The following is a 24327-nucleotide window of genomic DNA, read 5'->3' on the forward strand; positions in this document are numbered from 1 at the left end:
TAATACAATGGCAGTTGTTAAATGTAAACCGACATCTCCGGGTCGTCGCCACGTTGTTAAAGTGGTTAACCCTGAGCTGCACAAGGGCAAACCGTTTGCTCCGTTGCTGGAAAAAAACAGCAAATCCGGTGGTCGTAACAACAATGGCCGTATCACCACTCGTCACATCGGTGGTGGCCACAAGCAGGCTTATCGTATTGTTGACTTCAAACGCAACAAAGACGGTATCCCAGCAGTTGTTGAGCGTCTTGAGTACGATCCGAACCGTTCCGCGAACATCGCGCTGGTTCTGTACAAAGATGGCGAACGCCGTTACATTCTGGCCCCTAAAGGCCTGAAAGCTGGCGACCAGATTCAGTCTGGCGTTGATGCTGCAATCAAAGCAGGCAACACCCTGCCGATGCGCAATATCCCGGTTGGTTCTACCGTTCATAACGTAGAAATGAAACCAGGTAAAGGCGGTCAGCTGGCACGTTCCGCTGGTACTTACGTTCAGATCGTTGCGCGCGATGGTGCTTATGTCACCCTGCGTCTGCGTTCTGGTGAAATGCGTAAAGTCGAAGCAGACTGCCGCGCTACCCTGGGCGAAGTTGGCAATGCTGAGCATATGCTGCGCGTTCTGGGTAAAGCAGGTGCTGCACGCTGGCGTGGTGTTCGTCCTACCGTTCGCGGTACTGCGATGAACCCAGTCGACCACCCACATGGTGGTGGTGAAGGTCGTAACTTTGGTAAGCACCCGGTAACTCCGTGGGGCGTTCAGACCAAAGGTAAGAAGACCCGCAGCAACAAGCGTACTGATAAATTTATCGTACGTCGCCGTAGCAAATAATATTAGAGGATAAGCCATGCCACGTTCTCTCAAGAAAGGTCCTTTTATTGACCTGCACTTGCTGAAGAAGGTAGAGAAAGCGGTGGAAAGCGGAGACAAGAAGCCTTTGCGCACTTGGTCCCGTCGTTCAACGATCTTTCCTAACATGATCGGTTTGACCATCGCTGTCCATAATGGTCGTCAGCACGTTCCGGTATTTGTTTCCGACGAAATGGTCGGTCACAAACTGGGTGAATTCGCACCGACTCGTACTTATCGCGGCCACGCTGCTGATAAAAAAGCGAAGAAGAAATAAGGTAGGAGGAAGAGATGGAAACTTTAGCTCAACATCGCCATGCTCGTTCTTCTGCTCAGAAGGTTCGCCTTGTTGCTGACCTGATTCGCGGTAAGAAAGTGTCGCAGGCCCTGGACATCCTGACCTATACCAACAAGAAAGCTGCGGTATTGGTCAAGAAAGTACTGGAATCTGCCATTGCTAACGCTGAACACAACGATGGCGCTGACATTGACGATCTGAAAGTTGCGAAAATTTTCGTAGACGAAGGCCCGAGCATGAAGCGCATTATGCCGCGTGCGAAAGGTCGTGCAGATCGCATCCTGAAGCGCACCAGCCACATTACTGTGGTTGTGTCCGATCGCTGAGACTCTGGAGACTAGCAATGGGTCAGAAAGTACATCCTAATGGTATTCGCCTGGGTATTGTCAAACCATGGAACTCTACCTGGTTCGCGAACACCAAAGAATTCGCTGACAACCTGGACAGCGATTTTAAAGTACGTCAGTACCTTACTAAGGAACTGGCTAAAGCGTCTGTATCTCGTATCGTTATCGAGCGTCCGGCTAAGAGCATTCGTGTGACAATCCACACTGCTCGCCCGGGTATCGTTATCGGTAAGAAAGGCGAAGACGTAGAAAAACTGCGCAAGGTCGTAGCGGATATCGCTGGCGTTCCTGCACAGATCAATATCGCCGAAGTTCGTAAGCCTGAACTGGACGCTAAATTGGTTGCTGATAGCATCACTTCTCAGCTGGAACGTCGCGTTATGTTCCGTCGTGCTATGAAGCGTGCTGTTCAGAACGCAATGCGTCTGGGCGCTAAAGGTATCAAAGTTGAAGTTAGCGGCCGTCTGGGCGGCGCGGAAATCGCACGTACCGAATGGTACCGTGAAGGTCGCGTACCGTTGCACACTCTGCGTGCTGACATCGACTACAACACCTCTGAAGCGCACACCACTTACGGTGTAATCGGCGTTAAGGTATGGATCTTCAAAGGCGAGATCCTGGGTGGTATGGCTGCTGTTGAACAACCGGAAAAACCGGCTGCGCAACCTAAAAAGCAGCAGCGTAAAGGCCGTAAATAAGGAGCGTCGCTGATGTTACAACCAAAGCGTACAAAATTCCGTAAGGTGCACAAAGGCCGCAACCGTGGTCTGGCGCAGGGCACGGATGTGAGCTTCGGCACTTACGGTCTGAAAGCTGTTGGCCGTGGTCGTCTGACCGCTCGTCAGATCGAAGCAGCGCGTCGTGCAATGACTCGTGCTGTTAAGCGTCAAGGTAAAATCTGGATCCGTGTATTCCCGGACAAGCCGATTACCGAGAAGCCGCTGGAAGTTCGTATGGGTAAAGGTAAAGGTAACGTGGAGTATTGGGTTGCCTTGATTCAACCGGGTAAAGTCCTGTATGAAATGGACGGCGTTCCGGAAGAGCTGGCCCGCGAAGCCTTCGAGCTGGCAGCAGCAAAACTGCCGATTAAAACCACCTTTGTAACTAAGACGGTGATGTAATGAAAGCAAACGAGCTGCGTGAAAAGAGTGTTGAAGAGCTGAACACCGAGCTGCTTAACCTGCTGCGTGAGCAGTTCAACCTGCGTATGCAGGCTGCAAGTGGCCAGCTGCAACAGACTCACCTGTTGAAGCAAGTGCGTCGTGATGTCGCACGTGTTAAGACTTTACTGACTCAGAAGGCGGGTGCGTAATGACCGATAAAATCCGTACTCTGCAAGGTCGCGTTGTTAGTGACAAAATGGAGAAATCCATTGTTGTAGCTATCGAACGTTTTGTGAAGCACCCGATCTACGGGAAATTCATCAAACGTACGACCAAACTGCACGTACATGACGAGAACAACGAATGTGGTATCGGCGACAAGGTTGAAATCCGTGAATGCCGCCCACTGTCTAAGACTAAGTCCTGGACGTTGGTTCGCGTTGTAGAGAAAGCGGTTCTGTAATACAGTACGCCTTCTCAAAATAAATAAACGGCTCAGCAGTGAGCCGTTTATTTTTTCTACCCATATCTGAGAAGCGGTGTTATAATGCCGCGCCCCCGATATGGGGCTTTTTAACGACCCTGATTTAGAGGGTCATAAGTAGTAGTTGACATTAGCGGAGCACTAAAATGATCCAAGAACAGACTATGCTGACCGTCGCCGACAACTCCGGTGCACGTCGCGTAATGTGTATCAAGGTTCTGGGTGGCTCGCACCGTCGCTACGCAGGCGTAGGCGACATCATCAAGATCACCATCAAAGAAGCAATTCCGCGTGGTAAGGTCAAAAAAGGTGATGTGCTGAAAGCGGTAGTGGTGCGCACCAGGAAGGGTGTTCGTCGCCCGGACGGTTCTGTCATTCGCTTCGATGGTAATGCATGCGTTATTTTAAACAATAACAGCGAGCAGCCTATCGGCACGCGTATTTTTGGGCCGGTAACTCGTGAACTTCGTAATGAGAAGTTCATGAAAATTATCTCTCTGGCACCAGAAGTACTTTAAGGAGCGAATCATGGCAGCGAAAATCCGTCGTGATGACGAAGTTATTGTTCTTACCGGTAAAGATAAAGGTAAGCGCGGTAAAGTTAAGAATGTCTTGTCTTCCGGCAAGCTTGTTGTTGAAGGTATCAACCTGGTTAAAAAACATCAGAAGCCTGTACCGGCTCTGAATCAACCGGGTGGCATCGTTGAAAAAGAAGCTGCAATTCAGGTTTCTAACGTTGCAATCTTCAATGCGGCAACCGGTAAGGCTGACCGTGTAGGCTTTAGATTCGAAGACGGCAAAAAAGTCCGTTTCTTCAAGTCTAACAGCGAAACTATCAAGTAATTTGGAGTAGTACGATGGCGAAACTGCATGATTACTACAAAGACGAAGTAGTTGGTAAACTCATGACTGAGTTTAACTACAATTCTGTCATGCAAGTCCCTCGGGTCGAGAAGATCACCCTGAACATGGGTGTTGGTGAAGCGATCGCTGACAAGAAACTGCTGGATAACGCAGCAGCTGATTTGACAGCAATCTCCGGTCAAAAACCGTTGATCACCAAAGCACGCAAATCTGTTGCAGGCTTCAAAATCCGTCAGGGCTATCCGATCGGCTGTAAAGTAACTCTGCGTGGCGAACGCATGTGGGAGTTCTTTGAGCGCCTGATCACTATTGCTGTTCCACGTATCCGTGACTTCCGTGGCTTGTCCGCTAAGTCTTTCGACGGTCGTGGTAACTACAGCATGGGTGTCCGTGAGCAGATCATCTTCCCAGAAATCGACTACGATAAAGTCGACCGCGTGCGTGGTTTGGATATTACCATTACCACTACTGCGAAATCTGATGAAGAAGGCCGTGCTCTGCTGGCTGCCTTTGACTTCCCGTTCCGCAAGTAAGGTAGGGTTACTGAATGGCTAAGCAATCAATGAAAGCACGCGAAGTAAAGCGCGTAGCTTTAGCTGATAAATTCTTCGCTAAACGCGCTGAACTGAAAGCGATCATCTCTGATGTGAACGCTTCCGACGAAGATCGTTGGAACGCAGTTCTCAAGCTGCAAACTCTGCCGCGTGATTCCAGCCCGTCTCGTCAGCGTAACCGCTGCCGTCAAACAGGTCGTCCACATGGTTATGTGGGCAAGTTCGGGTTGAGCCGTATTAAGCTGCGTGAAGCCGCCATGCGCGGTGAAGTACCTGGCTTGAAAAAGGCTAGCTGGTAATTACCAATTGAATCACGGGAGTAAAGACAGATGAGCATGCAAGATCCGATCGCGGATATGCTGACCCGTATCCGTAACGGTCAGGCCGCGAACAAAGCTGCGGTCACTATGCCTTCCTCCAAGCTGAAATTGGCTATTGCCAACGTGCTGAAGGATGAAGGTTTTATCGAAGATTTTAAAGTTGAAGGCGACACCAAGCCGGAACTGGAAGTAACTCTTAAGTACTTCCAGGGTAAAGCTGTTGTAGAAAGCATTCAGCGTGTCAGCCGCCCAGGCCTGCGCATCTATAAGAAAAAAGATGAGCTGCCTAAAGTTATGGCTGGTCTGGGTATCGCAGTTGTTTCTACCTCTAAAGGTGTTATGACTGATCGTGCAGCGCGCCAAGCTGGTCTTGGTGGCGAAATTATCTGCTACGTAGCCTAATCGGAGGAAAGAATGTCTCGTGTTGCTAAAGCACCGGTCGTTATTCCTGCCGGCGTTGATGTAAAAATCAACGGTCAGGTTATTACGATCAAAGGTAAAAATGGCGAGCTGACTCGTACCCTCAACGATGCTGTTGAAGTTAATCATGCAGACAACGCTCTGACCTTCGGTCCACGTGATGGTTTCGTGGATGGATGGGCTCAGGCTGGTACCGCGCGTGCCCTGCTGAACTCAATGGTTGTTGGTGTTACCGAAGGCTTCACTAAAAAGCTTCAGCTGGTTGGTGTAGGTTACCGTGCAGCGATCAAAGGGAATGCAGTAGGCCTGTCTCTGGGCTTCTCACACCCTGTTGAGCATCAGCTGCCAGCCGGTATCACTGCTGAATGTCCGACTCAGACTGAAATCGTGCTGAAAGGCGCTGATAAACAGCTGATCGGCCAGGTTGCAGCTGATCTGCGCGCCTACCGTCGTCCTGAGCCTTATAAAGGCAAGGGTGTTCGTTACGCCGACGAAGTCGTGCGTACCAAAGAGGCTAAGAAGAAGTAAGGTAACACTATGGATAAGAAATCTGCTCGTATCCGTCGTGCGACCCGCGCACGCCGCAAGCTCCAGGAGCTGGGTGCAACTCGCCTGGTGGTACATCGTACCCCGCGTCATATTTACGCACAGGTAATTGCACCGAATGGTTCTGAAGTTCTGGTAGCTGCTTCTACTGTAGAAAAAGCTATCACTGAACAATTGAAGTACACCGGTAACAAAGACGCTGCTGCAGCTGTTGGTAAAGTTGTTGCTGAACGCGCTCTGGAAAAAGGCATCAAAGTCGTGTCCTTTGACCGTTCCGGGTTCCAATATCATGGTCGTGTCCAGGCACTGGCAGATGCTGCCCGTGAAGCTGGCCTTCAGTTCTAAGGTAGAGGTGTAAGATGGCTCACATCGAAAAACAGGCTGGCGAACTGCAGGAAAAGCTGATCGCGGTTAACCGCGTATCTAAAACCGTAAAAGGTGGTCGTATTTTCTCCTTCACAGCTCTGACTGTTGTTGGCGATGGTAACGGTCGCGTTGGTTTTGGTTACGGTAAAGCGCGTGAAGTTCCAGCAGCGATCCAGAAAGCGATGGAAAAAGCCCGTCGCAATATGATTAATGTCGCGCTGAACCACGGCACCCTGCAACACCCTGTTAAAGGTGTTCACACGGGTTCTCGTGTCTTCATGCAGCCGGCTTCTGAAGGTACCGGTATTATCGCCGGTGGTGCAATGCGCGCCGTCCTGGAAGTCGCTGGGGTTCATAACGTTCTGGCCAAAGCATATGGTTCCACCAACCCGATTAACGTGGTTCGTGCAACTATTGATGGTCTGGAAAATATGAATTCTCCAGAAATGGTCGCTGCCAAGCGTGGTAAATCCGTTGAAGAAATTCTGGGGAAATAAACCATGGCAAAGACTATTAAAATTACTCAAACCCGCAGTGCAATCGGTCGTCTGCCGAAACACAAGGCAACGCTGCTTGGCCTGGGTCTGCGTCGTATTGGTCACACCGTAGAACGCGAGGATACTCCTGCTGTTCGTGGTATGGTCAACGCGGTTTCCTACATGGTTAAAGTTGAGGAGTAAGAGATGCGTTTAAATACTCTGTCTCCGGCCGAAGGCTCTAAAAAAGCGGGCAAACGCCTGGGTCGTGGTATCGGTTCCGGTCTCGGTAAAACCGGTGGTCGTGGTCACAAAGGTCAGAACTCTCGTTCTGGCGGTGGCGTACGTCGCGGTTTCGAGGGTGGTCAGATGCCTCTGTACCGTCGTCTGCCGAAATTCGGTTTTACTTCGCGCAAAGCAATGATCACAGCTGAAGTTCGTCTGTCTGATCTGGCTCACGTAGAAGGCGACGTAGTTGACCTGAACACGCTGAAAGCAGCAAACATTATCGGTATTCAGATTGAGTTCGCGAAAGTGATCCTGTCTGGTGAAGTTTCTACTCCGGTAACTGTTCGTGGCCTGCGTGTGACTAAAGGCGCTCGTGCTGCTATCGAAGCTGCTGGCGGTAAAATCGAGGAATAAGTAGCAGATGGCTAAACAACCGGGATTAGATTTTCAAAGTGCCAAAGGTGGCTTAGGCGAGCTGAAACGCAGACTGTTGTTTGTAATCGGTGCGCTTATTGTGTTCCGTATTGGCTCTTTTATTCCGATCCCTGGTATTGATGCCGCTGTACTTGCCAAACTGCTTGAGCAACAGCGAGGCACCATCATTGAAATGTTTAACATGTTCTCTGGTGGTGCACTCAGCCGTGCTTCTATCTTCGCTCTGGGTATTATGCCGTATATCTCGGCATCAATTATCATCCAGCTGCTGACCGTCGTTCATCCGGCGTTGGCAGAGTTGAAGAAAGAAGGGGAGTCCGGACGTCGTAAGATTAGTCAGTACACCCGCTACGGTACTCTGGTGCTGGCGATATTCCAGTCAATCGGTATTGCTACCGGTTTACCGAATATGCCTGGTATGCAAGGTCTGGTTATGAATCCAGGCTTTGCATTCTATTTCACCGCTGTTGTTAGTCTGGTTACAGGAACTATGTTCCTGATGTGGCTCGGCGAACAGATCACTGAACGTGGTATCGGTAACGGTATCTCGATTATTATCTTCGCTGGTATCGTTGCGGGACTCCCGCCAGCCATTGCCCACACTATCGAGCAAGCGCGTCAAGGCGACCTGCACTTCCTCCTGTTGCTGTTGGTTGCAGTATTAGTATTTGCAGTGACGTTCTTTGTTGTCTTCGTGGAACGTGGTCAACGCCGCATTGTGGTGAACTACGCTAAACGTCAGCAGGGTCGTCGTGTGTATGCTGCACAGAGCACACATTTGCCGCTGAAAGTGAATATGGCAGGGGTTATCCCGGCAATTTTCGCTTCCAGTATTATTCTGTTCCCGGCGACCATCGCGTCATGGTTCGGGGGCGGTACCGGTTGGAACTGGCTGACAACAATTTCGCTGTATTTGCAGCCTGGACAACCGCTTTATGTGTTACTCTATGCGTCTGCAATCATATTCTTCTGTTTCTTCTACACGGCGTTGGTCTTCAACCCGCGTGAAACAGCAGATAACCTGAAGAAGTCCGGTGCATTTGTACCAGGAATTCGTCCGGGAGAGCAAACGGCGAAGTATATCGATAAAGTAATGACCCGCCTGACTTTGGTTGGTGCGCTCTATATTACTTTTATTTGCCTGATCCCGGAGTTCATGCGTGATGCAATGAAAGTGCCGTTCTACTTCGGTGGAACCTCATTACTTATTGTTGTCGTCGTGATTATGGACTTTATGGCTCAAGTGCAAACTCTGATGATGTCGAGTCAGTACGAGTCTGCATTGAAGAAGGCGAACCTGAAAGGCTACGGCCGTTAATGGTCGCCTGAGAAGTTACGGAGAGTAAAAATGAAAGTTCGTGCTTCCGTCAAGAAATTATGCCGTAACTGCAAAATCGTTAAGCGTGATGGTGTCATCCGTGTGATTTGCAGTGCCGAGCCGAAACATAAACAGCGCCAAGGCTGATTATTTCGCATATTTTTCTTGCAAAGTTGGGTTGAGCTGGCTAGATTAGCCAGCCAATCTTTTGTATGTCTGTACGTATCCATTTGAGTATCCTGAAAACGGGCTTTTCAGCATGGTGCGTGCAAGTGAAATTATAGGAGTGCATAGTGGCCCGTATAGCAGGCATTAACATTCCTGATCAGAAACATGCTGTGATCGCATTAACTTCGATCTATGGCGTCGGCAAGACCCGTTCTAAAGCCATCCTGGCTTCTGCGGGTATCGCTGAGAATGTTAAGATCAGTGAGCTGTCTGAAGAACAAATCGACACGCTGCGTGACGAAGTTGCCAAATTTGTCGTTGAAGGTGATCTGCGCCGTGAAGTTAGCATGAGCATCAAGCGCCTTATGGACCTTGGTTGCTATCGCGGTTTGCGTCATCGTCGTGGTCTCCCGGTTCGCGGTCAGCGTACCAAGACCAACGCACGTACCCGTAAGGGTCCGCGCAAACCGATCAAGAAATAATCGGGGTGATTGAATAATGGCAAAGGCACCAATTCGTGCACGTAAACGTGTAAGAAAACAAGTCTCTGATGGCGTGGCTCATATCCATGCTTCTTTTAACAACACCATCGTTACCATTACCGATCGTCAGGGTAACGCACTGGGTTGGGCAACAGCCGGTGGTTCCGGTTTCCGTGGTTCGCGTAAATCCACTCCGTTTGCAGCTCAGGTTGCAGCAGAGCGTTGCGCTGACGCCGTGAAAGAGTACGGTATCAAGAACTTGGAAGTTATGGTTAAAGGTCCGGGTCCGGGTCGTGAATCTACTGTTCGCGCACTGAACGCCGCTGGTTTCCGCATCACGAATATTACTGATGTGACTCCGATCCCTCATAACGGTTGTCGTCCGCCGAAGAAACGTCGCGTATAACGCTTCGTTTTCCAGGTTTGTTGGAGAAAGAAAATGGCAAGATATTTGGGTCCTAAGCTCAAGCTGAGCCGTCGTGAGGGCACCGACTTATTCCTTAAGTCTGGCGTTCGCGCGATCGATACCAAGTGTAAAATTGAACAAGCTCCTGGCCAGCACGGTGCGCGTAAACCGCGTCTGTCTGACTATGGTGTGCAGTTGCGTGAAAAGCAAAAAGTTCGCCGTATCTACGGTGTGCTGGAGCGTCAGTTCCGTAACTACTACAAAGAAGCAGCACGTCTGAAAGGCAACACCGGTGAAAACCTGTTGGCTCTGCTGGAAGGTCGTCTGGACAACGTTGTATACCGTATGGGCTTCGGTGCTACTCGTGCTGAATCACGTCAGCTGGTTAGCCATAAAGCAATTATGGTAAACGGTCGTGTTGTTAACATCGCTTCTTATCAGGTTAGTCCGAATGACGTTGTTAGCATTCGTGAGAAAGCGAAAAAGCAGTCTCGCGTGAAAGCCGCTCTGGAGCTGGCTGAGCAGCGTGAAAAGCCAACCTGGCTGGAAGTTGATGCTGGCAAGATGGAAGGCACGTTCAAGCGTAAGCCAGAGCGTTCTGATCTGTCTGCGGACATTAACGAACACCTGATCGTCGAGCTTTACTCCAAGTAAAGCTTAGTACCAAAGAGAGGACACAATGCAGGGTTCTGTGACAGAGTTTCTAAAACCGCGCCTGGTAGATATCGAGCAAGTGAGTTCGACGCACGCCAAGGTGACCCTTGAGCCTTTAGAGCGTGGCTTTGGCCATACTCTGGGTAACGCACTGCGCCGTATTCTGCTCTCATCGATGCCGGGTTGCGCGGTGACCGAGGTTGAGATTGATGGTGTACTGCACGAGTACAGCACCAAAGAAGGCGTTCAGGAAGATATCCTGGAAATCCTGCTCAACCTGAAAGGGCTGGCGGTGAGAGTTCAGGGTAAAGATGATGTTATTCTTACTCTGAATAAATCTGGCATTGGCCCTGTGACTGCAGCCGATATCACCCACGACGGTGATGTTGAAATCGTCAAGCCACAGCATGTGATCTGCCACCTGACCGATGAAAACGCATCTATTAGCATGCGTATCAAAGTTCAGCGCGGTCGTGGTTATGTGCCGGCTTCTGCCCGAATTCATTCGGAAGAAGATGAGCGCCCAATCGGCCGTCTGCTGGTCGACGCGTGCTACAGCCCTGTAGAGCGTATTGCCTACAATGTTGAAGCAGCGCGTGTAGAACAGCGTACCGACCTGGACAAGCTGGTCATCGAAATGGAAACCAACGGCACAATCGATCCTGAAGAGGCGATTCGTCGTGCGGCAACCATCCTGGCAGAACAACTGGAAGCTTTCGTTGACTTACGTGATGTACGTCAGCCGGAAGTGAAAGAAGAGAAACCAGAATTCGATCCGATCCTGCTGCGCCCTGTTGACGATCTGGAATTGACTGTCCGCTCTGCTAACTGCCTCAAGGCAGAAGCTATCCACTATATCGGTGATCTGGTACAGCGTACCGAGGTTGAGTTGCTGAAAACGCCGAACCTAGGTAAAAAATCTCTTACCGAGATTAAAGACGTGCTGGCTTCGCGTGGTTTGTCACTGGGCATGCGCCTGGAAAACTGGCCACCAGCAAGCATTGCTGACGAGTAACCGGATCACAGGTTAAGGTTTTACTGAGAAGGATAAGGTCATGCGCCATCGTAAGAGTGGTCGTCAACTGAACCGCAACAGCAGCCATCGCCAGGCTATGTTCCGCAACATGGCAGGTTCACTGGTTCGTCATGAAATCATCAAGACGACCCTGCCTAAAGCGAAAGAGCTGCGTCGCGTAGTTGAGCCGCTGATTACTCTTGCCAAGACTGACAGCGTTGCTAATCGTCGTCTGGCATTCGCCCGTACTCGTGATAACGAGATCGTGGCAAAACTGTTTAACGAACTGGGCCCGCGTTTCGCGAGCCGTGCCGGTGGTTACACTCGCATTCTGAAGTGTGGTTTCCGTGCAGGCGACAACGCGCCGATGGCATACATCGAGCTGGTTGATCGTTCAGAATCGAAAACAGAAGCAGCTGCAGAGTAATCTGTAGCGAAGTAAAAAAACCCGCCTCGGCGGGTTTTTTTATATCCGCAGCATCCTTACGTCTCTACAATGGTTGTATCTTTTCTGCTCTGTTCTTTCCAAGGGGGCGGTCATGTGGTTAATTGACCAGTGGGCTGAACGCCACATTCTGGATGCGCAAAATAAAGGTGAATTCGATAATCTGCCTGGTAAGGGTAAGCCTATTACTCTTGAGGACGATTCACACGTGCCACCTGAACTACGTGCAGGGTTCCGATTACTCAAGAATGCAGGTTGCCTCCCTCCCGAGATGGAATATCGTAAGGAAGCCATTGCACTTACAGAACTTTTGTCGGGAATCCAGAGAGATCATCCAGATTATTCATCCATTTCTCGTCGTCTTTCATTGCTGGAACTCAGGCTTCGTCAGGCGGGGCTGAGCAGTGAATTTCTGCATACCGGCTATTCCGATAAAATACGTCATAAACTGGAGGAGTGATTGCTATGTTTCGTATAGGCGAATTGGCGAAATTGGCCAGTGTTACCCCTGATACTATCCGTTACTACGAAAAACAGCAGATGATGGAGCATGAAGTGCGGACAGAAGGAGGCTTCCGTCTTTATACTGAAAAGGATCTACGCCGATTAAAATTCATACGTCATGCGAGGCAGTTGGGTTTCACGCTGGAGTCTATTCGCGACTTACTATCGATTCGAATTGATCCCGAGCATCATACCTGTCAGGAGTCCAAAAGTATCGTGCAAGAGCGGTTAAGCGAAGTAGAAGCGCGCATCGAAGAGCTGCAAGTTATTCGCTCTTCACTGCAAAAACTCAATGACGCCTGTTGTGGAACTGCGCATAGCAGTGTGTACTGCTCTATTCTGGAAACATTAGAGCAAGGATCGGACCATATTGCGGCGGGTTGATTTTACTGCGGGACGGATCTAAACTTGCGTCGTTTTTAACCATGTCAGGAGTGTTTATGAGTCGATATCAACATACAAAAGGCCAGATTAAAGATAATGCTTTAGAGGCTTTGTTGCATGACCCGCTATTTCGTCAGCGTGTGGAAAAGAATAAGAAAGGGAAGGGCAGTTTTTTACGTAAAGAGAAACATGCAAACCGGGGTAACTGGGAGGCCAGTGGCAAACAAGCAAAATGCTTTTTTACCACTGGCCTTCTTACTATCGAGGTCTGACTAGGGACGGCTGTTTTGTTCTTTCAGCAAATCACGAATTTCCGTCAGCAAGACCTCTTCTTTAGTGGGCGCTGGCGGTGCCTTTGGTTGTTCTTCTTGCTTCCGTTTTAGCCTGTTAATCAGTTTAATCGCCATAAAGATCGCGAAAGCCACGATGATAAAATCAAAAACGTTCTGGATAAACACGCCATAGTGCATGACAACTGCAGGAACATCTCCCTGAGCCTCACGCAGCGTAATTGCAAATTGTTTAAAGTCGATCCCGCCAATCAATAATCCAAGCGGCGGCATGATAATATCGGCAACCAGTGAAGAAACAATTTTACCGAATGCTGCGCCGATAATCACACCTACGGCTAAATCAACTACGTTTCCGCGCATTGCGAATTCACGGAAGTCTTTCAATAAGCTCATACTTTTCCCCTTATGCTATCTGGTAACGTAAGTCTAACAAACGTCATCCTTTTTGCCATTCACATCACAAATTAGGCAGCATTTTATAAGAATGCATGAAAAAGGCGCCGTATATGGCGCCTTGCTGATCACAAAAAGAAGGGACTTGGCTGGAATAATCGTTCTACGTCAGAAATATACTTTTTGTCTGTCAGGAACATAATGACGTGGTCCCCCTGCTCAATACGCAAGTTGTCGTTGGCAATCATGACATCATTACCACGCACAACAGCACCAATAATGGTGCCAGGAGGTAGCTTAATCTCATCGATGACTCGTCCTACGACACGTGATGTACTTTCATCACCATGCGCAACGGCTTCGATAGCTTCAGCAACACCACGGCGTAAGGAAGAAACACCGACGATATCCGCTTTACGGACATGGCTCAGCAGAGCCGAAATGGTGGCCTGCTGCGGGGAAATCGCGATATCAATGACGCTGCCCTGAACCAAATCGACATACGCTTTACGCTGAATGAGAACCATGACTTTTTTCGCTCCCATGCGCTTAGCCAGCATCGCGGACATGATGTTGGCTTCATCATCATTGGTCACAGCGATAAACAGATCCATTTGATCTATATGCTCTTCGGCCAGCAATTCTTGATCCGAAGCATCGCCATAAAACACGATGGTATTTTGCAGTTTTTCTGCCAGCTCCGCCGCGCGTTGCTGATCGCGCTCGATCAATTTGACGCTGTAATCTTTTTCCAACTGCCTCGCCAAACCTGCACCAATATTCCCTCCGCCTACTAACATGATACGTTTGTAGGGTTTTTCGAGCCGCTGAAGTTCGCTCATGACGGCGCGGATATGCTGAGAGGCTGCGATGAAGAAGACTTCATCGCCAGCCTCAACAATGGTCGATCCTTGAGGACGGATGGGGCGGTCATGACGAAAAATAGCCGCGACACGCGTGTCAATATGAGGCATATGTTCCCGCATAGTGGATAATGCGTTACCAACTAAGGGCCCGCCGTAGTAAGCCTTCACGACCGCGAGGCTGACCTTTCCTTCAGCGAAATTCACCACCTGAAGCGCGCCAGGGTACTCTATAAGCCGATAAAGGCTGTCAATAACGAGTTGCTCGGGGGCTATCAGATGATCGATTGGTACGGCTTCAGAGTGAAAAAGTTTGTCTGCATCACGCACATAGTCGGGCGATCGGATACGCGCAATGCGGTTCGGTGTGTTGAAAAGCGAATAGGCGACCTGGCAGGCCACCATGTTTGTTTCATCCGAACTGGTGACGGCGACGAGCATGTCAGCATCATCTGCCCCTGCTTCACGAAGCACGCGCGGATGGGAGCCATGACCCTGAACCACACGCAAATCAAACTTATCCTGAAGACTACGCAGCCGATCGCCATTGATATCAACGACGGTGATATCGTTATTTTCGCCAACAAGATTTTCTGCCAGCGTACCGCCAACTTGTCCCGCACCCAGTATTATTATTTTCATCCGCTGTGGCCCGTTCTTCTCGTCACTGTTTTACAAGCTTAGCGTAAAAGAAACCGTCACCTTCTTCTGCGTCAGGCAGATGCTGCAGGCCTGGTTGTTCCGGTGTACCCGTCTCAATTAATTGCGCATCAGATGTACGTGTCAAAAACGCGCGCACCTGCTGACTGTTCTCTTCCGGTAAGATTGAGCATGTTGCGTAGACCAGAGTCCCACCAGATTTAAGGTGTGGCCAGATGGCATCTAAAATTTCAGACTGCAGTTGAGCAAGCTCTTTGATGTCGCGATCACGACGTAACCACTTGATATCAGGATGACGGCGGATTACCCCTGTCGCTGAACAAGGCGCATCAAGCAATATACGGTCGAACTTCTCGTTTCCACACCACTGAGAAGGCGTACGGCCATCTCCTTGTTTGACCTCTGCTTTCATGCCAAGCCGCTTAAGGTTTTCATAAACGCGAGACAGACGCTGTTCATCTACATCTACTGCAAGCACACTGGCTTCAGGTGCGGCTTCGAGTATGTGTGTTGTTTTCCCGCCCGGTGCCGCACACAGGTCCAGAATGCGTTCACCGTTTTTCGGTGCAAGGAAATTCACGCTGCGTTGTGCGGCGGCATCCTGAACGGTTACCCAGCCTTGTTCAAATCCTGGTAATACGTGTACCGGAGCCGGCGAGGCCAGTCGGATAGCATCAGGGTAATTTTCATGTGTGAACCCCTGCATGCCCGCTTCTTCCAGTAATTCGAGCCAGGCATCCCGGGTATGGTGTGTCCGGTTTACGCGGAGCCACATAGGCGGACGTTGGTTGTTTTCTTCAACAATTTTTTGCCATTCTTTAGGGTAGGCACGTTTAATTCGCTGGAGAAGCCAGTCAGGGTGCAGATAGCGTTCGTTACTCAGTTCGAACTCAGTTAGCAGCGCCTCTTGCTGGCGCTGGAACTGGCGCAGAACACCGTTGATCAACCCTTTGAGCTGGGGGCGTTTGATGGCTACAGCGCCTTCAACCGTTTCGGCTAATGCAGCATGGGGAGGGATACGCGTATGCAGAAGCTGGTACAAACCCACCATAATGAGAAAGTGCACCGTCCGTTGTTTTCCTGCCATCGGGCGGGCCATCAGCTTATTGATTAACCAGTCCAGTTGAGGAAGTGTTCGTAACACACCAAAGCATAACTCCTGAAGCAATGCCTTGTCTTTGTCGGAGACTTTCTGCTGTAGTGGGGGCAGGACGCTACTCAGCGATTGCCCTTTCTCGATCACTTGCTCAATTGCCTGTGCCGCAAGGCTTCGTAAATTAATATTTTTTTTCATAGCCACGAGATAAAAATGCCCGGTTTTACCGGGCAGGGGGAATTAGGACAGACGATTACCCGGCGTAAACCATTCACGGCGGGAGTTTAATAAATCCTGCGCATTCATGGCTTTTTTGCCTGCGGGCTGTAGGGACTCAAGATTTAAGATCCCCTCTGCCGTTGCGACCTGGATACCGTGTTTATTCGCTTCAACTATGGTACCGGGCTCTGCATTGGTTTGAGCATGGATGACAGACGCTTTCCAAACTTTTACGGGCTGTTCGTCGATAATGAAATAGCTCATTGGCCAGGGATTGAATGCCCGGATACAACGCTCAAGTTGATTGGCAGAAAGAGACCAGTCAATAAGCGCTTCTTCTTTGCTGAGTTTCTCAGCATAGGTGACCAACGCTTCATTTTGCACTTCGGGTTGCGCCGAATCTGTCGCGATTTGCTTGAGTGTTTCAAGCAGGCCCTGCGGACCGAGTTGTGCCAGCTTGTCATAAAGCGTTGCGCTGGTATCTTCATCTGTAATGGGGCAGGCCAGCTTATAAAGCATGTCGCCGGTATCCAGACCCACATCCATTTGCATGATGGTCACACCCGTCTCCCGATCGCCCGCCCAAAGCGAACGTTGGATAGGGGCAGCACCACGCCAGCGTGGAAGCAATGAACCATGGACGTTAAGGCAACCCAGGCGCGGCATATCCAGCACTGCTTTAGGAAGAATGAGTCCGTAGGCAACGACTATCATCACATCGGCATGTAAATCGGCGACCAATTGCTGGTTATCCTGAGGGCGTAAAGAGACGGGTTGATATACCGGGATCCCTTTTTCTTCCGCAAGGACTTTGACTGGACTCGGCATAAGCTTTTTACCCCGACCGGCGGGGCGGTCAGGTTGGGTAAATACCCCAACGACCTGATGGTCAGACGACAACAGCGCGTCGAGATGACGCGCTGCAAAATCAGGGGTGCCTGCAAAAACAATCCGTAGAGAATCTGACACGTTCGTGTTTGTCCTTAAGCTCTGGCTTTCATACGATCCAGTTTTTCAACTTTCTGACGAATACGTTGCTGCTTGAGCGGTGAGAGATAATCAATGAAGAGTTTGCCGACTAAATGATCCATTTCATGCTGGATACAGATAGCCAGAAGATCATCAGCTTCAAGCTCAAACGGCTTTCCATTACGGTCAAGCGCGCGAATTTTTACTTTTTCGGCACGTGGCACTAGCGCACGCTGTTCAGGAATTGACAGACAACCCTCTTCAATACCCGTCTCGCCGCTTTTTTCAAGGAGCTCTGGGTTGATCAACGTCAGCTGCTCATCACGATTTTCCGAAACATCAATCACGATGATTCGTTGATGAATATCCACCTGCGTTGCAGCAAGACCAATACCTTCTTCGGCGTACATCGTTTCGAACATATCATCAACGATGCGCTGAATTTCTTCATTTACTTCTTTTACCGGCGTAGCGACTTTGCGAAGGCGCTCGTCAGGAATATGTAACACTTGCAAAACTGCCATAAATATCCAGAGTCGTGTTCAGGAGTTGGGAAGATTATTCCCTCTATTCTAGACAAATCCCCCTCCGATTGACAGCATCGGTGACCAATCGCAAGGATTGAGCGAGCCACTTATGGCAAGGGCAGAGGATTAGGATGACGTCCACAGAGATATGGTTGCGTTTGATTTATATAAATGACCTGTACGGTGACGAGATGGTGCGGATTGCCCAGCTTCTGGCTCACCTGCCCACCATTAATTTGGACGCGCTCATGAGTTGCGGCCTTAGGGCAAAACAAGCTCGCCGGTTTCTGTCCATGACGCAGCAGGACATCGACGCGAGCCTGGCGTGGCTGGCTGAACCGCAGCACTATCTTATTCCTGCTAATGATGTGCGTTATCCAGCGCAGTTACGTGCTATCGATGACTATCCTGGCGCGCTTTTTATAGCGGGTGAACCCACAATTCTGAATGAACCTCAACTTGCCGTGGTAGGAAGCCGTACTCATTCCTGGTATGGGGAACGGTGGGGACGTCTATTTTGTGAAACACTCAGTCAGCATGGCTTCGTGATCACCAGTGGATTGGCTCTGGGCATTGATAGCGTAGCCCATCGTGGGGCCCTGGCCGTTGGTGGGAAAACGATAGCGGTATTAGGCAATGGCCTTTTTACATTACATCCAAAACGGCATGCCTCGCTGGCTAAGCAAATCGTCAATGATGGCGGCGCATTAGTATCAGAGTTCGCGCTCCATACCACGCCTTATGCGAGCAACTTTCCGCGCAGGAATCGCATAATCAGTGGCCTTAGCTACGCCGTGTTAGTCATTGAGGCCGCATTGCGCAGCGGCTCATTAGTTACTGCCCGATGTGCGTTAGACCAGGGGCGGGATGTGTTTGCTCTGCCAGGCCCTATTGGAAATCCCGGTAGTGAAGGTCCTCACTGGCTAATCCAACAAGGAGCATATATGGCGACCTCTCCAGAATGCATTCTGGAAAATTTACCTGGCATCGTTCCCTTAGTGCAGAAGCAGGGTGAAAAGACAATTTATTCACCAAATCAAGATGAGGTGGCATTGCCATTTCCTGAGCTCCTGGCTAACGTAGGAGATGAGGTAACACCTGTTGACGTCGTCGCTGAACGTGCCGGCCAACCTGTGCCAGTAACGGTTGCTCAATTGCTTGAACTGGAGTTAGCAGGGTGGATCGCAGCTGTACCCGGCGGCTATGTCCGATTGAGGAGGGCAAGCCATGTTCGACGTACTAATGTATTTGTTTGAGACTTACATCCATAACGAAGCTGAAATGCGTGTAGATCAGGACAAACTGGAACGGGATCTTACCGACGCTGGCTTTGATCGTGAGGACATTTACAACGCACTTCTCTGGCTGGAAAAATTAGCTGATTATCAGGAAGGCCTTGCCGAACCGATGCAGTTAGCTTCCGATCCTCTGTCCGTACGCATTTATACGGCGGAAGAGTGCGACAGGCTGGATGCCAGTTGCCGGGGATTTTTATTATTCCTGGAGCAAATTCAGGTGCTAAACCTCGAAACGCGTGAAATGGTGATTGAGCGCGTACTTGCGCTGGATACGGCAGAGTTCGATTTAGAAGACCTGAAATGGGTCATTCTGATGGTGCTCTTCAATATTCCTGGGTGTGAAAATGCCTACCAGCAAATGGAAGAATTACTCTTTGAAGTGAATGAAGGTATGCTGCACTAATCATCCGCAGCTTTCTGAATCATTATGACTAAATCAGCACTATTCACGGTGCGCAACAATGAGCCCTGCCCACAGTGCGGGGCTGAACTCGTTATACGCTCCGGTAAACATGGCCCGTTTTTGGGGTGTTCTCACTATCCTGAGTGCGATTATGTGCGTCCTCTGAAGAGCCAGGCAGACGGGCATGTCGTCAAAATTCTGGATGGGCAATTATGCCCTGCATGTGGTGCTGTTCTTGTATTGCGTCAGGGGCGGTTCGGCATGTTTATTGGTTGTAGCCAATATCCTGAGTGTGAACATACCGAGCAGATTGATAAACCAGACAATACCGCTATCACTTGCCCACAATGCCAGAGCGGGCACCTCATTCAGCGACGCTCTCGGTTTGGTAAAACGTTCCATTCCTGCGATCGCTACCCCGATTGTCAGTTCGTTATCAATTTTAAACCCGTAGCGGGTGAGTGTCCTGTATGTCACTACCCGTTACTCATAGAAAAGAAGACGGCGCAAGGTGTTCAATGTTTTTGTGCCAGTAAACAATGTGGACAGCCGGTAACGGCGGAATAAATCGTGAAGAATGACCTGCAACATAATCCCATCGCTGAGGCGGTAGAAGTTCTTAAAAATGAAAATGTTATCGCCTATCCCACGGAAGCGGTTTTTGGTGTCGGATGTGATCCGGACAGTGAAAAGGCGGTATATCGACTTCTGGCGTTGAAAGAGCGCCCTGTTGAAAAGGGTTTGATACTCATTGCGGCTCATTTTGAGCAACTCAAACCTTATATAGATGACAGCATACTTAATGAGGCACAACGGCAGTCAATTTTTTCCTGTTGGCCAGGACCGATGACCTTTGTGTTTCCGGCAAAAGCGACCACTCCGCGTTGGCTCACCGGACGTTTTAATTCCCTTGCCGTACGCGTGACCGACCACCCTCAGGTTATTGCCTTATGTGAAGCATTTGGAAAACCGCTGGTGTCGACCAGTGCGAATCTGACGGGGTTACCACCCTGCAGAACGGATGAAGAAGTCCGTCAGCAATTTGGTGCAGATTTTCCTGTTGTCGAAGGCCCAACGGGTGGGCGTTTGAATCCTTCTGAAATCCGTGACGCCCTGACCGGCGAACTTTTCCGTCAAGGGTAACTGTATGGAACCTTATGTTGTTTTTGGCCATCCCATTGCACATAGCAAATCGCCTGCAATTCACGCGCAATTTGCGCAGCAATTACAGATAGAACACCCGTATGGCCGTATTCTCGCGCCACTTGATGATTTCACGAATACGCTAAATGCATTCTTTGCTGAGGGGGGAAAGGGAGCTAATGTCACCATGCCCTTTAAAGAAGAAGCGTTTAGTCGCGCGGATGAACTGACAGAGCGAGCGGCGCTTGCCGGTGCCGTTAACACGCTGAAGCGCCTGGATGACGGTCGGCTGGTGGGCGACAACACTGATGGCATTGGTCTGTTGAGTGATTTGCAGCGCTTATCCTTTATTAAGCCCGGTTTTCGCATTCTGCTCATTGGTGCGGGCGGTGCAGCACGCGGCGTGTTACTTCCTTTACTTTCAATGGATTGTGCCGTGACCATAGTGAATCGCACCTTCTCTCGTGCGCATGAACTTGCAGCACTCTTCGCTCATACGGGAAGCATCAATGCGTTGAAAGAGAGTGAGGTGGCCGGGCATGAATTCGATCTGGTCATTAATGCTACCTCTAGTGGGGTGGGCGGTGAGATTCCTTCATTACCTCAGTCAATAATTCACTCGCAGCTTTATTGCTACGACATGTTCTATCAAAAAGGCAACACGCCTTTCCTGGCCTGGTGCCAGTCACTCGGTGCTAACAGGTGTTCCGATGGCCTGGGCATGCTGGTGGGACAGGCGGCACATGCTGTGCTTTTATGGCACGGTGTATTACCCGAGATTGAACCTGTCATTGTAAAGCTAAAGAAGGAGCTGGCAGGTTGAATCAGGCAATACAATTTCCCGATCGCGAGGAGTGGAGCGATGTGGAGAATGCGCTTCACTTTCCTGCGATGGTCAATGGAATGCTGCTCACCTGTATTATTCACGGTGACACCCTGGCGTCCCGTTTTGGTGGGGATACGCCAGCGCAGTGGCTGGCCTTATTCAGCCAGCATCGTTGGGATCTTGAGGATGAAGCTGAACAGTTGATTCTGGCACAACAAGAAGACGATCAGGGACGAGTCTGGCTATCCTGAGCGAGATATTCATCCTTCCATTTAACGTAGTTGTTGGCCGAATATTTCAAACCTTCAATTTCAGCTTCGGTGAGCGGGCGGATTTGTTTTACCGGGCTGCCAAGATATAAATAACCACTTGCGAGCCGTTTGTTTTGCGGCACCAGACTACCCGCACCAATCATCACGTTGTCTTCAATGACGGCGCCATCAAGTAAAATAGATCCCATACCAACCAGCACTCGATTACCGATTGTGCAACCGTGAAGCATGACCTTGTGCCCAACCGTAACCTCTTCTCCAATAATAAGAGGATTACCTTCCGGGTTGTAAGAGGATTTGTGGGTGACATGCAGTACGCTGCCATCCTGAATATTACTTCGCGCGCCCACTTCTACATAATTGACATCGCCGCGGATCACGACGAGAGGCCAGATACCGACATCGTCGGCGATTCTGACATCTCCAATGACAACACTAGTGTCATCAATCATTACTCGCAGACCGGATTTCGGAAGAAGATCCTTATAAGGACGTAATACTGCAGACATAGCTACCTCATCGAAAATAGGGTGTGATGATGACTTTGGTAGCAATGCAGACGTTCTGCAACCCTTTTACTTGTCAGAATGTGAGCAGATCGTACGGGATCTGGACGAAAAGATTGGAAAAGCAGCAGTCAGGAAAAAAGATCTAAAAAACGCTTGTGCTAAAAGTTTGGATCCCTATAATGCGCCTCCATCGACACGGCAGATGTGAATCACTTCACACTAAACAGCCGGTTCGGTTGAAGAGAAAAAATCCTGAAAATCAGGGTTGACTCTGAAAGAGGAAAGCGTAATATACGCCACCTCGCAACGGTGAGCGAAAGCCGCGTTGCACTGCTCTTTAACAATTTATCAGACAATCTGTGTGGGCACTCAAAGTGACATGGATTCTTAATGTCTTCGGACAATAAATGAATACCAAGTCTCAAAGAGTGAACACGTAATTCATTACGAAGTTTAATTCTACGAGCATCAAACTTAAATTGAAGAGTTTGATCATGGCTCAGATTGAACGCTGGCGGCAGGCCTAACACATGCAAGTCGAACGGTAGCACAGAGAGCTTGCTCTCGGGTGACGAGTGGCGGACGGGTGAGTAATGTCTGGGAAACTGCCTGATGGAGGGGGATAACTACTGGAAACGGTAGCTAATACCGCATAACGTCGCAAGACCAAAGAGGGGGACCTTCGGGCCTCTTGCCATCAGATGTGCCCAGATGGGATTAGCTAGTAGGTGGGGTAACGGCTCACCTAGGCGACGATCCCTAGCTGGTCTGAGAGGATGACCAGCCACACTGGAACTGAGACACGGTCCAGACTCCTACGGGAGGCAGCAGTGGGGAATATTGCACAATGGGCGCAAGCCTGATGCAGCCATGCCGCGTGTATGAAGAAGGCCTTCGGGTTGTAAAGTACTTTCAGCGGGGAGGAAGGCGATACGGTTAATAACCGTGTCGATTGACGTTACCCGCAGAAGAAGCACCGGCTAACTCCGTGCCAGCAGCCGCGGTAATACGGAGGGTGCAAGCGTTAATCGGAATTACTGGGCGTAAAGCGCACGCAGGCGGTCTGTCAAGTCGGATGTGAAATCCCCGGGCTCAACCTGGGAACTGCATTCGAAACTGGCAGGCTTGAGTCTTGTAGAGGGGGGTAGAATTCCAGGTGTAGCGGTGAAATGCGTAGAGATCTGGAGGAATACCGGTGGCGAAGGCGGCCCCCTGGACAAAGACTGACGCTCAGGTGCGAAAGCGTGGGGAGCAAACAGGATTAGATACCCTGGTAGTCCACGCTGTAAACGATGTCGACTTGGAGGTTGTTCCCTTGAGGAGTGGCTTCCGGAGCTAACGCGTTAAGTCGACCGCCTGGGGAGTACGGCCGCAAGGTTAAAACTCAAATGAATTGACGGGGGCCCGCACAAGCGGTGGAGCATGTGGTTTAATTCGATGCAACGCGAAGAACCTTACCTACTCTTGACATCCAGAGAACTTAGCAGAGATGCTTTGGTGCCTTCGGGAACTCTGAGACAGGTGCTGCATGGCTGTCGTCAGCTCGTGTTGTGAAATGTTGGGTTAAGTCCCGCAACGAGCGCAACCCTTATCCTTTGTTGCCAGCGGTCCGGCCGGGAACTCAAAGGAGACTGCCAGTGATAAACTGGAGGAAGGTGGGGATGACGTCAAGTCATCATGGCCCTTACGAGTAGGGCTACACACGTGCTACAATGGCATATACAAAGAGAAGCGACCTCGCGAGAGCAAGCGGACCTCATAAAGTATGTCGTAGTCCGGATCGGAGTCTGCAACTCGACTCCGTGAAGTCGGAATCGCTAGTAATCGTGGATCAGAATGCCACGGTGAATACGTTCCCGGGCCTTGTACACACCGCCCGTCACACCATGGGAGTGGGTTGCAAAAGAAGTAGGTAGCTTAACCTTCGGGAGGGCGCTTACCACTTTGTGATTCATGACTGGGGTGAAGTCGTAACAAGGTAACCGTAGGGGAACCTGCGGTTGGATCACCTCCTTACCTTAAAGAACCTGCCTTTGTAGTGCTCACACAGATTGTCTGATGAAAAGTAAACAGCAAGGCGTCTTGCGATTGAGACTTCAGTGTCCCCTTCGTCTAGAGGCCCAGGACACCGCCCTTTCACGGCGGTAACAGGGGTTCGAATCCCCTAGGGGACGCCACTTGCTGGTTTGTGA

The 24327-nt window shown here is 50.1% G+C and carries 39 protein-coding genes, 1 tRNA gene and 1 rRNA gene; 35 read left to right on the forward strand and 6 right to left on the reverse strand.

Features of this window, described 5'->3' with window-relative positions:
• Positions 1–7 precede the first annotated feature (7 nt).
• The 27 genes from rplB to ACUY4Q_RS02430 all read left to right on the forward strand — a co-directional run bounded on the left by rplB (position 8) and on the right by ACUY4Q_RS02430 (position 12936).
• The gene (gene rplB, locus ACUY4Q_RS02300) at positions 8–829 is read left to right on the forward strand and encodes a 50S ribosomal protein L2 (RefSeq protein ID WP_000301859.1); all 822 of its coding nucleotides are present in this window, start codon (positions 8–10) and stop codon (positions 827–829) included.
• Between the two features lie 16 nt (positions 830–845).
• The gene (rpsS, locus tag ACUY4Q_RS02305; RefSeq protein ID WP_001138115.1) at positions 846–1124 is read left to right on the forward strand and encodes a 30S ribosomal protein S19; all 279 of its coding nucleotides are present in this window, start codon (positions 846–848) and stop codon (positions 1122–1124) included.
• Between the two features lie 14 nt (positions 1125–1138).
• On the forward strand, positions 1139–1471 hold the full coding sequence (rplV, locus tag ACUY4Q_RS02310) for a 50S ribosomal protein L22 (protein ID WP_002919773.1): 333 nt from the start codon (positions 1139–1141) through the stop codon (positions 1469–1471).
• A 17-nt stretch (positions 1472–1488) separates the two neighbouring features.
• Positions 1489–2190 (forward strand): 30S ribosomal protein S3, encoded by a 702-nt coding sequence (rpsC, locus tag ACUY4Q_RS02315; RefSeq protein WP_000529945.1) that lies wholly within the window; start codon positions 1489–1491, stop codon positions 2188–2190.
• A gap of 12 nt (positions 2191–2202) precedes the next feature.
• Complete coding sequence (gene rplP / locus ACUY4Q_RS02320; protein ID WP_007369814.1) at positions 2203–2613, forward strand: 50S ribosomal protein L16; 411 nt, start codon at positions 2203–2205, stop codon at positions 2611–2613.
• Positions 2613–2804, forward strand: a complete 192-nt coding sequence (gene rpmC / locus ACUY4Q_RS02325) for a 50S ribosomal protein L29 (RefSeq protein ID WP_330985803.1) — start codon at positions 2613–2615, stop codon at positions 2802–2804. Before rplP ends, rpmC begins: the two co-directional genes overlap by 1 nt.
• Entirely contained in the window at positions 2804–3058 is a 255-nt protein-coding gene (rpsQ, locus tag ACUY4Q_RS02330) for a 30S ribosomal protein S17 (RefSeq protein ID WP_002438707.1), read from the forward strand. The genes rpmC and rpsQ overlap by 1 nt, the downstream gene beginning before the upstream one ends.
• 167 nt (positions 3059–3225) lie before the next feature.
• Entirely contained in the window at positions 3226–3597 is a 372-nt protein-coding gene (gene rplN / locus ACUY4Q_RS02335; RefSeq protein ID WP_002438705.1) for a 50S ribosomal protein L14, read from the forward strand.
• 10 nt (positions 3598–3607) lie between these two features.
• Positions 3608–3922 (forward strand): 50S ribosomal protein L24, encoded by a 315-nt coding sequence (gene rplX / locus ACUY4Q_RS02340; protein WP_003863287.1) that lies wholly within the window; start codon positions 3608–3610, stop codon positions 3920–3922.
• Positions 3923–3936: 14 nt separating this feature from the next.
• Entirely contained in the window at positions 3937–4476 is a 540-nt protein-coding gene (rplE, locus tag ACUY4Q_RS02345; protein WP_041142966.1) for a 50S ribosomal protein L5, read from the forward strand.
• A 14-nt stretch (positions 4477–4490) separates the two neighbouring features.
• Positions 4491–4796: a 30S ribosomal protein S14 gene (gene rpsN / locus ACUY4Q_RS02350; RefSeq protein WP_013099026.1), complete on the forward strand. Its 306-nt coding sequence runs from the start codon at positions 4491–4493 to the stop codon at positions 4794–4796.
• A 30-nt stretch (positions 4797–4826) separates the two neighbouring features.
• Positions 4827–5219: a 30S ribosomal protein S8 gene (gene rpsH / locus ACUY4Q_RS02355; protein ID WP_437434299.1), complete on the forward strand. Its 393-nt coding sequence runs from the start codon at positions 4827–4829 to the stop codon at positions 5217–5219.
• 12 nt (positions 5220–5231) lie between these two features.
• Positions 5232–5765 (forward strand): 50S ribosomal protein L6, encoded by a 534-nt coding sequence (gene rplF, locus ACUY4Q_RS02360; RefSeq protein WP_458045527.1) that lies wholly within the window; start codon positions 5232–5234, stop codon positions 5763–5765.
• A gap of 9 nt (positions 5766–5774) precedes the next feature.
• Positions 5775–6128, forward strand: coding sequence for a 50S ribosomal protein L18 (rplR, locus tag ACUY4Q_RS02365; protein ID WP_458045528.1), 354 nt, complete (start codon positions 5775–5777; stop codon positions 6126–6128).
• Between the two features lie 14 nt (positions 6129–6142).
• Positions 6143–6646, forward strand: a complete 504-nt coding sequence (rpsE, locus tag ACUY4Q_RS02370; protein ID WP_004106339.1) for a 30S ribosomal protein S5 — start codon at positions 6143–6145, stop codon at positions 6644–6646.
• A gap of 3 nt (positions 6647–6649) precedes the next feature.
• The gene (gene rpmD, locus ACUY4Q_RS02375; RefSeq protein ID WP_004846568.1) at positions 6650–6829 is read left to right on the forward strand and encodes a 50S ribosomal protein L30; all 180 of its coding nucleotides are present in this window, start codon (positions 6650–6652) and stop codon (positions 6827–6829) included.
• Positions 6830–6832: 3 nt separating this feature from the next.
• A complete protein-coding gene (gene rplO / locus ACUY4Q_RS02380) occupies positions 6833–7267 on the forward strand; it encodes a 50S ribosomal protein L15 (protein WP_458045529.1) in 435 nt (144 codons plus the stop codon).
• 7 nt (positions 7268–7274) lie between these two features.
• The gene (gene secY, locus ACUY4Q_RS02385; protein WP_437434296.1) at positions 7275–8606 is read left to right on the forward strand and encodes a preprotein translocase subunit SecY; all 1332 of its coding nucleotides are present in this window, start codon (positions 7275–7277) and stop codon (positions 8604–8606) included.
• Between the two features lie 30 nt (positions 8607–8636).
• Positions 8637–8753, forward strand: a complete 117-nt coding sequence (gene rpmJ / locus ACUY4Q_RS02390; protein WP_000868187.1) for a 50S ribosomal protein L36 — start codon at positions 8637–8639, stop codon at positions 8751–8753.
• 146 nt (positions 8754–8899) lie between these two features.
• Entirely contained in the window at positions 8900–9256 is a 357-nt protein-coding gene (gene rpsM, locus ACUY4Q_RS02395; protein ID WP_437889935.1) for a 30S ribosomal protein S13, read from the forward strand.
• Between the two features lie 16 nt (positions 9257–9272).
• Complete coding sequence (rpsK, locus tag ACUY4Q_RS02400) at positions 9273–9662, forward strand: 30S ribosomal protein S11 (RefSeq protein ID WP_260861814.1); 390 nt, start codon at positions 9273–9275, stop codon at positions 9660–9662.
• Positions 9663–9695: 33 nt separating this feature from the next.
• Positions 9696–10316, forward strand: a complete 621-nt coding sequence (gene rpsD / locus ACUY4Q_RS02405; RefSeq protein ID WP_437434294.1) for a 30S ribosomal protein S4 — start codon at positions 9696–9698, stop codon at positions 10314–10316.
• 25 nt (positions 10317–10341) lie between these two features.
• A complete protein-coding gene (locus ACUY4Q_RS02410) occupies positions 10342–11331 on the forward strand; it encodes a DNA-directed RNA polymerase subunit alpha (RefSeq protein ID WP_034461761.1) in 990 nt (329 codons plus the stop codon).
• 40 nt (positions 11332–11371) lie between these two features.
• A complete protein-coding gene (gene rplQ, locus ACUY4Q_RS02415) occupies positions 11372–11758 on the forward strand; it encodes a 50S ribosomal protein L17 (protein WP_220266741.1) in 387 nt (128 codons plus the stop codon).
• Between the two features lie 112 nt (positions 11759–11870).
• Positions 11871–12236 (forward strand): DnaJ family domain-containing protein, encoded by a 366-nt coding sequence (locus tag ACUY4Q_RS02420; RefSeq protein WP_458045530.1) that lies wholly within the window; start codon positions 11871–11873, stop codon positions 12234–12236.
• Positions 12237–12241: 5 nt separating this feature from the next.
• Positions 12242–12664, forward strand: coding sequence for a Zn(2+)-responsive transcriptional regulator (gene zntR, locus ACUY4Q_RS02425; RefSeq protein ID WP_458045531.1), 423 nt, complete (start codon positions 12242–12244; stop codon positions 12662–12664).
• A 56-nt stretch (positions 12665–12720) separates the two neighbouring features.
• The gene (locus ACUY4Q_RS02430; protein ID WP_458045532.1) at positions 12721–12936 is read left to right on the forward strand and encodes an alternative ribosome-rescue factor A; all 216 of its coding nucleotides are present in this window, start codon (positions 12721–12723) and stop codon (positions 12934–12936) included.
• On the opposite strand, the gene mscL is transcribed toward ACUY4Q_RS02430, so the two are convergent.
• The 5 genes from mscL to def form a co-directional block, all read right to left on the reverse strand.
• On the reverse strand, positions 12937–13350 hold the full coding sequence (gene mscL, locus ACUY4Q_RS02435) for a large-conductance mechanosensitive channel protein MscL (protein WP_458045533.1): 414 nt from the start codon (positions 13348–13350) through the stop codon (positions 12937–12939). It lies immediately after the preceding gene.
• A gap of 128 nt (positions 13351–13478) precedes the next feature.
• Complete coding sequence (trkA, locus tag ACUY4Q_RS02440) at positions 13479–14855, reverse strand: Trk system potassium transporter TrkA (RefSeq protein WP_458045534.1); 1377 nt, start codon at positions 14853–14855, stop codon at positions 13479–13481.
• Between the two features lie 22 nt (positions 14856–14877).
• The gene (gene rsmB / locus ACUY4Q_RS02445) at positions 14878–16167 is read right to left on the reverse strand and encodes a 16S rRNA (cytosine(967)-C(5))-methyltransferase RsmB (protein WP_458045535.1); all 1290 of its coding nucleotides are present in this window, start codon (positions 16165–16167) and stop codon (positions 14878–14880) included.
• Positions 16168–16209: 42 nt separating this feature from the next.
• Complete coding sequence (fmt, locus tag ACUY4Q_RS02450) at positions 16210–17157, reverse strand: methionyl-tRNA formyltransferase (protein ID WP_458045536.1); 948 nt, start codon at positions 17155–17157, stop codon at positions 16210–16212.
• 14 nt (positions 17158–17171) lie between these two features.
• Positions 17172–17681: a peptide deformylase gene (gene def / locus ACUY4Q_RS02455; protein WP_458045537.1), complete on the reverse strand. Its 510-nt coding sequence runs from the start codon at positions 17679–17681 to the stop codon at positions 17172–17174.
• 134 nt (positions 17682–17815) lie between these two features.
• Between def and dprA the strand changes: the two genes are divergently transcribed.
• Genes dprA through ACUY4Q_RS02485 form a run of 6 tightly spaced genes read left to right on the forward strand, consistent with a single transcriptional unit; the run spans position 17816 to position 21605 of the window.
• A complete protein-coding gene (dprA, locus tag ACUY4Q_RS02460) occupies positions 17816–18940 on the forward strand; it encodes a DNA-protecting protein DprA (protein WP_458045538.1) in 1125 nt (374 codons plus the stop codon).
• On the forward strand, positions 18912–19385 hold the full coding sequence (smg, locus tag ACUY4Q_RS02465) for a DUF494 family protein Smg (RefSeq protein ID WP_458045539.1): 474 nt from the start codon (positions 18912–18914) through the stop codon (positions 19383–19385). The genes dprA and smg overlap by 29 nt, the downstream gene beginning before the upstream one ends.
• Before the next feature lie 24 nt (positions 19386–19409).
• Positions 19410–19952, forward strand: coding sequence for a DNA topoisomerase family protein (locus ACUY4Q_RS02470; RefSeq protein WP_458045540.1), 543 nt, complete (start codon positions 19410–19412; stop codon positions 19950–19952).
• 3 nt (positions 19953–19955) lie between these two features.
• A complete protein-coding gene (gene tsaC, locus ACUY4Q_RS02475) occupies positions 19956–20528 on the forward strand; it encodes an L-threonylcarbamoyladenylate synthase type 1 TsaC (RefSeq protein WP_458045541.1) in 573 nt (190 codons plus the stop codon).
• Between the two features lie 4 nt (positions 20529–20532).
• Positions 20533–21351, forward strand: a complete 819-nt coding sequence (gene aroE, locus ACUY4Q_RS02480; protein WP_458045542.1) for a shikimate dehydrogenase — start codon at positions 20533–20535, stop codon at positions 21349–21351.
• A complete protein-coding gene (locus ACUY4Q_RS02485) occupies positions 21348–21605 on the forward strand; it encodes a DUF1488 family protein (RefSeq protein ID WP_458045543.1) in 258 nt (85 codons plus the stop codon). Before aroE ends, ACUY4Q_RS02485 begins: the two co-directional genes overlap by 4 nt.
• On the opposite strand, the gene ACUY4Q_RS02490 is transcribed toward ACUY4Q_RS02485, so the two are convergent.
• Entirely contained in the window at positions 21581–22135 is a 555-nt protein-coding gene (locus ACUY4Q_RS02490) for a gamma carbonic anhydrase family protein (RefSeq protein ID WP_458045544.1), read from the reverse strand. The two genes, ACUY4Q_RS02485 and ACUY4Q_RS02490, sit on opposite strands and share 25 nt — an antisense overlap.
• Before the next feature lie 476 nt (positions 22136–22611).
• Between ACUY4Q_RS02490 and ACUY4Q_RS02495 the strand changes: the two genes are divergently transcribed.
• Positions 22612–24151, forward strand: a 16S ribosomal RNA gene (locus ACUY4Q_RS02495).
• Positions 24152–24236: 85 nt separating this feature from the next.
• Positions 24237–24312 (forward strand) — tRNA-Glu (locus ACUY4Q_RS02500).
• Positions 24313–24327: the final 15 nt, after the last annotated feature.

The sequence above is a fragment of the Phytobacter cepae genome, assembly GCF_054165735.1.

Bases quoted from the DNA above. Each gene is read 5' to 3' on its own strand.
- rplB (WP_000301859.1), top strand. From the start codon at position 8: ATGGCAGTTGTTAAATGTAAACCGACATCTCCGGGTCGTCGCCACGTT.
- rpsS (WP_001138115.1), top strand. From the start codon at position 846: ATGCCACGTTCTCTCAAGAAAGGTCCTTTTATTGACCTGCACTTGCTG.
- rplV (WP_002919773.1), top strand. From the start codon at position 1,139: ATGGAAACTTTAGCTCAACATCGCCATGCTCGTTCTTCTGCTCAGAAG.
- rpsC (WP_000529945.1), top strand. From the start codon at position 1,489: ATGGGTCAGAAAGTACATCCTAATGGTATTCGCCTGGGTATTGTCAAA.
- rplP (WP_007369814.1), top strand. From the start codon at position 2,203: ATGTTACAACCAAAGCGTACAAAATTCCGTAAGGTGCACAAAGGCCGC.
- rpmC (WP_330985803.1), top strand. From the start codon at position 2,613: ATGAAAGCAAACGAGCTGCGTGAAAAGAGTGTTGAAGAGCTGAACACC.
- rpsQ (WP_002438707.1), top strand. From the start codon at position 2,804: ATGACCGATAAAATCCGTACTCTGCAAGGTCGCGTTGTTAGTGACAAA.
- rplN (WP_002438705.1), top strand. From the start codon at position 3,226: ATGATCCAAGAACAGACTATGCTGACCGTCGCCGACAACTCCGGTGCA.
- rplX (WP_003863287.1), top strand. From the start codon at position 3,608: ATGGCAGCGAAAATCCGTCGTGATGACGAAGTTATTGTTCTTACCGGT.
- rplE (WP_041142966.1), top strand. From the start codon at position 3,937: ATGGCGAAACTGCATGATTACTACAAAGACGAAGTAGTTGGTAAACTC.
- rpsN (WP_013099026.1), top strand. From the start codon at position 4,491: ATGGCTAAGCAATCAATGAAAGCACGCGAAGTAAAGCGCGTAGCTTTA.
- rpsH (WP_437434299.1), top strand. From the start codon at position 4,827: ATGAGCATGCAAGATCCGATCGCGGATATGCTGACCCGTATCCGTAAC.
- rplF (WP_458045527.1), top strand. From the start codon at position 5,232: ATGTCTCGTGTTGCTAAAGCACCGGTCGTTATTCCTGCCGGCGTTGAT.
- rplR (WP_458045528.1), top strand. From the start codon at position 5,775: ATGGATAAGAAATCTGCTCGTATCCGTCGTGCGACCCGCGCACGCCGC.
- rpsE (WP_004106339.1), top strand. From the start codon at position 6,143: ATGGCTCACATCGAAAAACAGGCTGGCGAACTGCAGGAAAAGCTGATC.
- rpmD (WP_004846568.1), top strand. From the start codon at position 6,650: ATGGCAAAGACTATTAAAATTACTCAAACCCGCAGTGCAATCGGTCGT.
- rplO (WP_458045529.1), top strand. From the start codon at position 6,833: ATGCGTTTAAATACTCTGTCTCCGGCCGAAGGCTCTAAAAAAGCGGGC.
- secY (WP_437434296.1), top strand. From the start codon at position 7,275: ATGGCTAAACAACCGGGATTAGATTTTCAAAGTGCCAAAGGTGGCTTA.
- rpmJ (WP_000868187.1), top strand. From the start codon at position 8,637: ATGAAAGTTCGTGCTTCCGTCAAGAAATTATGCCGTAACTGCAAAATC.
- rpsK (WP_260861814.1), top strand. From the start codon at position 9,273: ATGGCAAAGGCACCAATTCGTGCACGTAAACGTGTAAGAAAACAAGTC.
- rpsD (WP_437434294.1), top strand. From the start codon at position 9,696: ATGGCAAGATATTTGGGTCCTAAGCTCAAGCTGAGCCGTCGTGAGGGC.
- ACUY4Q_RS02410 (WP_034461761.1), top strand. From the start codon at position 10,342: ATGCAGGGTTCTGTGACAGAGTTTCTAAAACCGCGCCTGGTAGATATC.
- rplQ (WP_220266741.1), top strand. From the start codon at position 11,372: ATGCGCCATCGTAAGAGTGGTCGTCAACTGAACCGCAACAGCAGCCAT.
- ACUY4Q_RS02420 (WP_458045530.1), top strand. From the start codon at position 11,871: ATGTGGTTAATTGACCAGTGGGCTGAACGCCACATTCTGGATGCGCAA.
- zntR (WP_458045531.1), top strand. From the start codon at position 12,242: ATGTTTCGTATAGGCGAATTGGCGAAATTGGCCAGTGTTACCCCTGAT.
- ACUY4Q_RS02430 (WP_458045532.1), top strand. From the start codon at position 12,721: ATGAGTCGATATCAACATACAAAAGGCCAGATTAAAGATAATGCTTTA.
- mscL (WP_458045533.1), bottom strand. From the start codon at position 13,350: ATGAGCTTATTGAAAGACTTCCGTGAATTCGCAATGCGCGGAAACGTA.
- trkA (WP_458045534.1), bottom strand. From the start codon at position 14,855: ATGAAAATAATAATACTGGGTGCGGGACAAGTTGGCGGTACGCTGGCA.
- rsmB (WP_458045535.1), bottom strand. From the start codon at position 16,167: ATGAAAAAAAATATTAATTTACGAAGCCTTGCGGCACAGGCAATTGAG.
- def (WP_458045537.1), bottom strand. From the start codon at position 17,681: ATGGCAGTTTTGCAAGTGTTACATATTCCTGACGAGCGCCTTCGCAAA.
- dprA (WP_458045538.1), top strand. From the start codon at position 17,816: ATGACGTCCACAGAGATATGGTTGCGTTTGATTTATATAAATGACCTG.
- smg (WP_458045539.1), top strand. From the start codon at position 18,912: ATGTTCGACGTACTAATGTATTTGTTTGAGACTTACATCCATAACGAA.
- ACUY4Q_RS02470 (WP_458045540.1), top strand. From the start codon at position 19,410: ATGACTAAATCAGCACTATTCACGGTGCGCAACAATGAGCCCTGCCCA.
- aroE (WP_458045542.1), top strand. From the start codon at position 20,533: ATGGAACCTTATGTTGTTTTTGGCCATCCCATTGCACATAGCAAATCG.
- ACUY4Q_RS02490 (WP_458045544.1), bottom strand. From the start codon at position 22,135: ATGTCTGCAGTATTACGTCCTTATAAGGATCTTCTTCCGAAATCCGGT.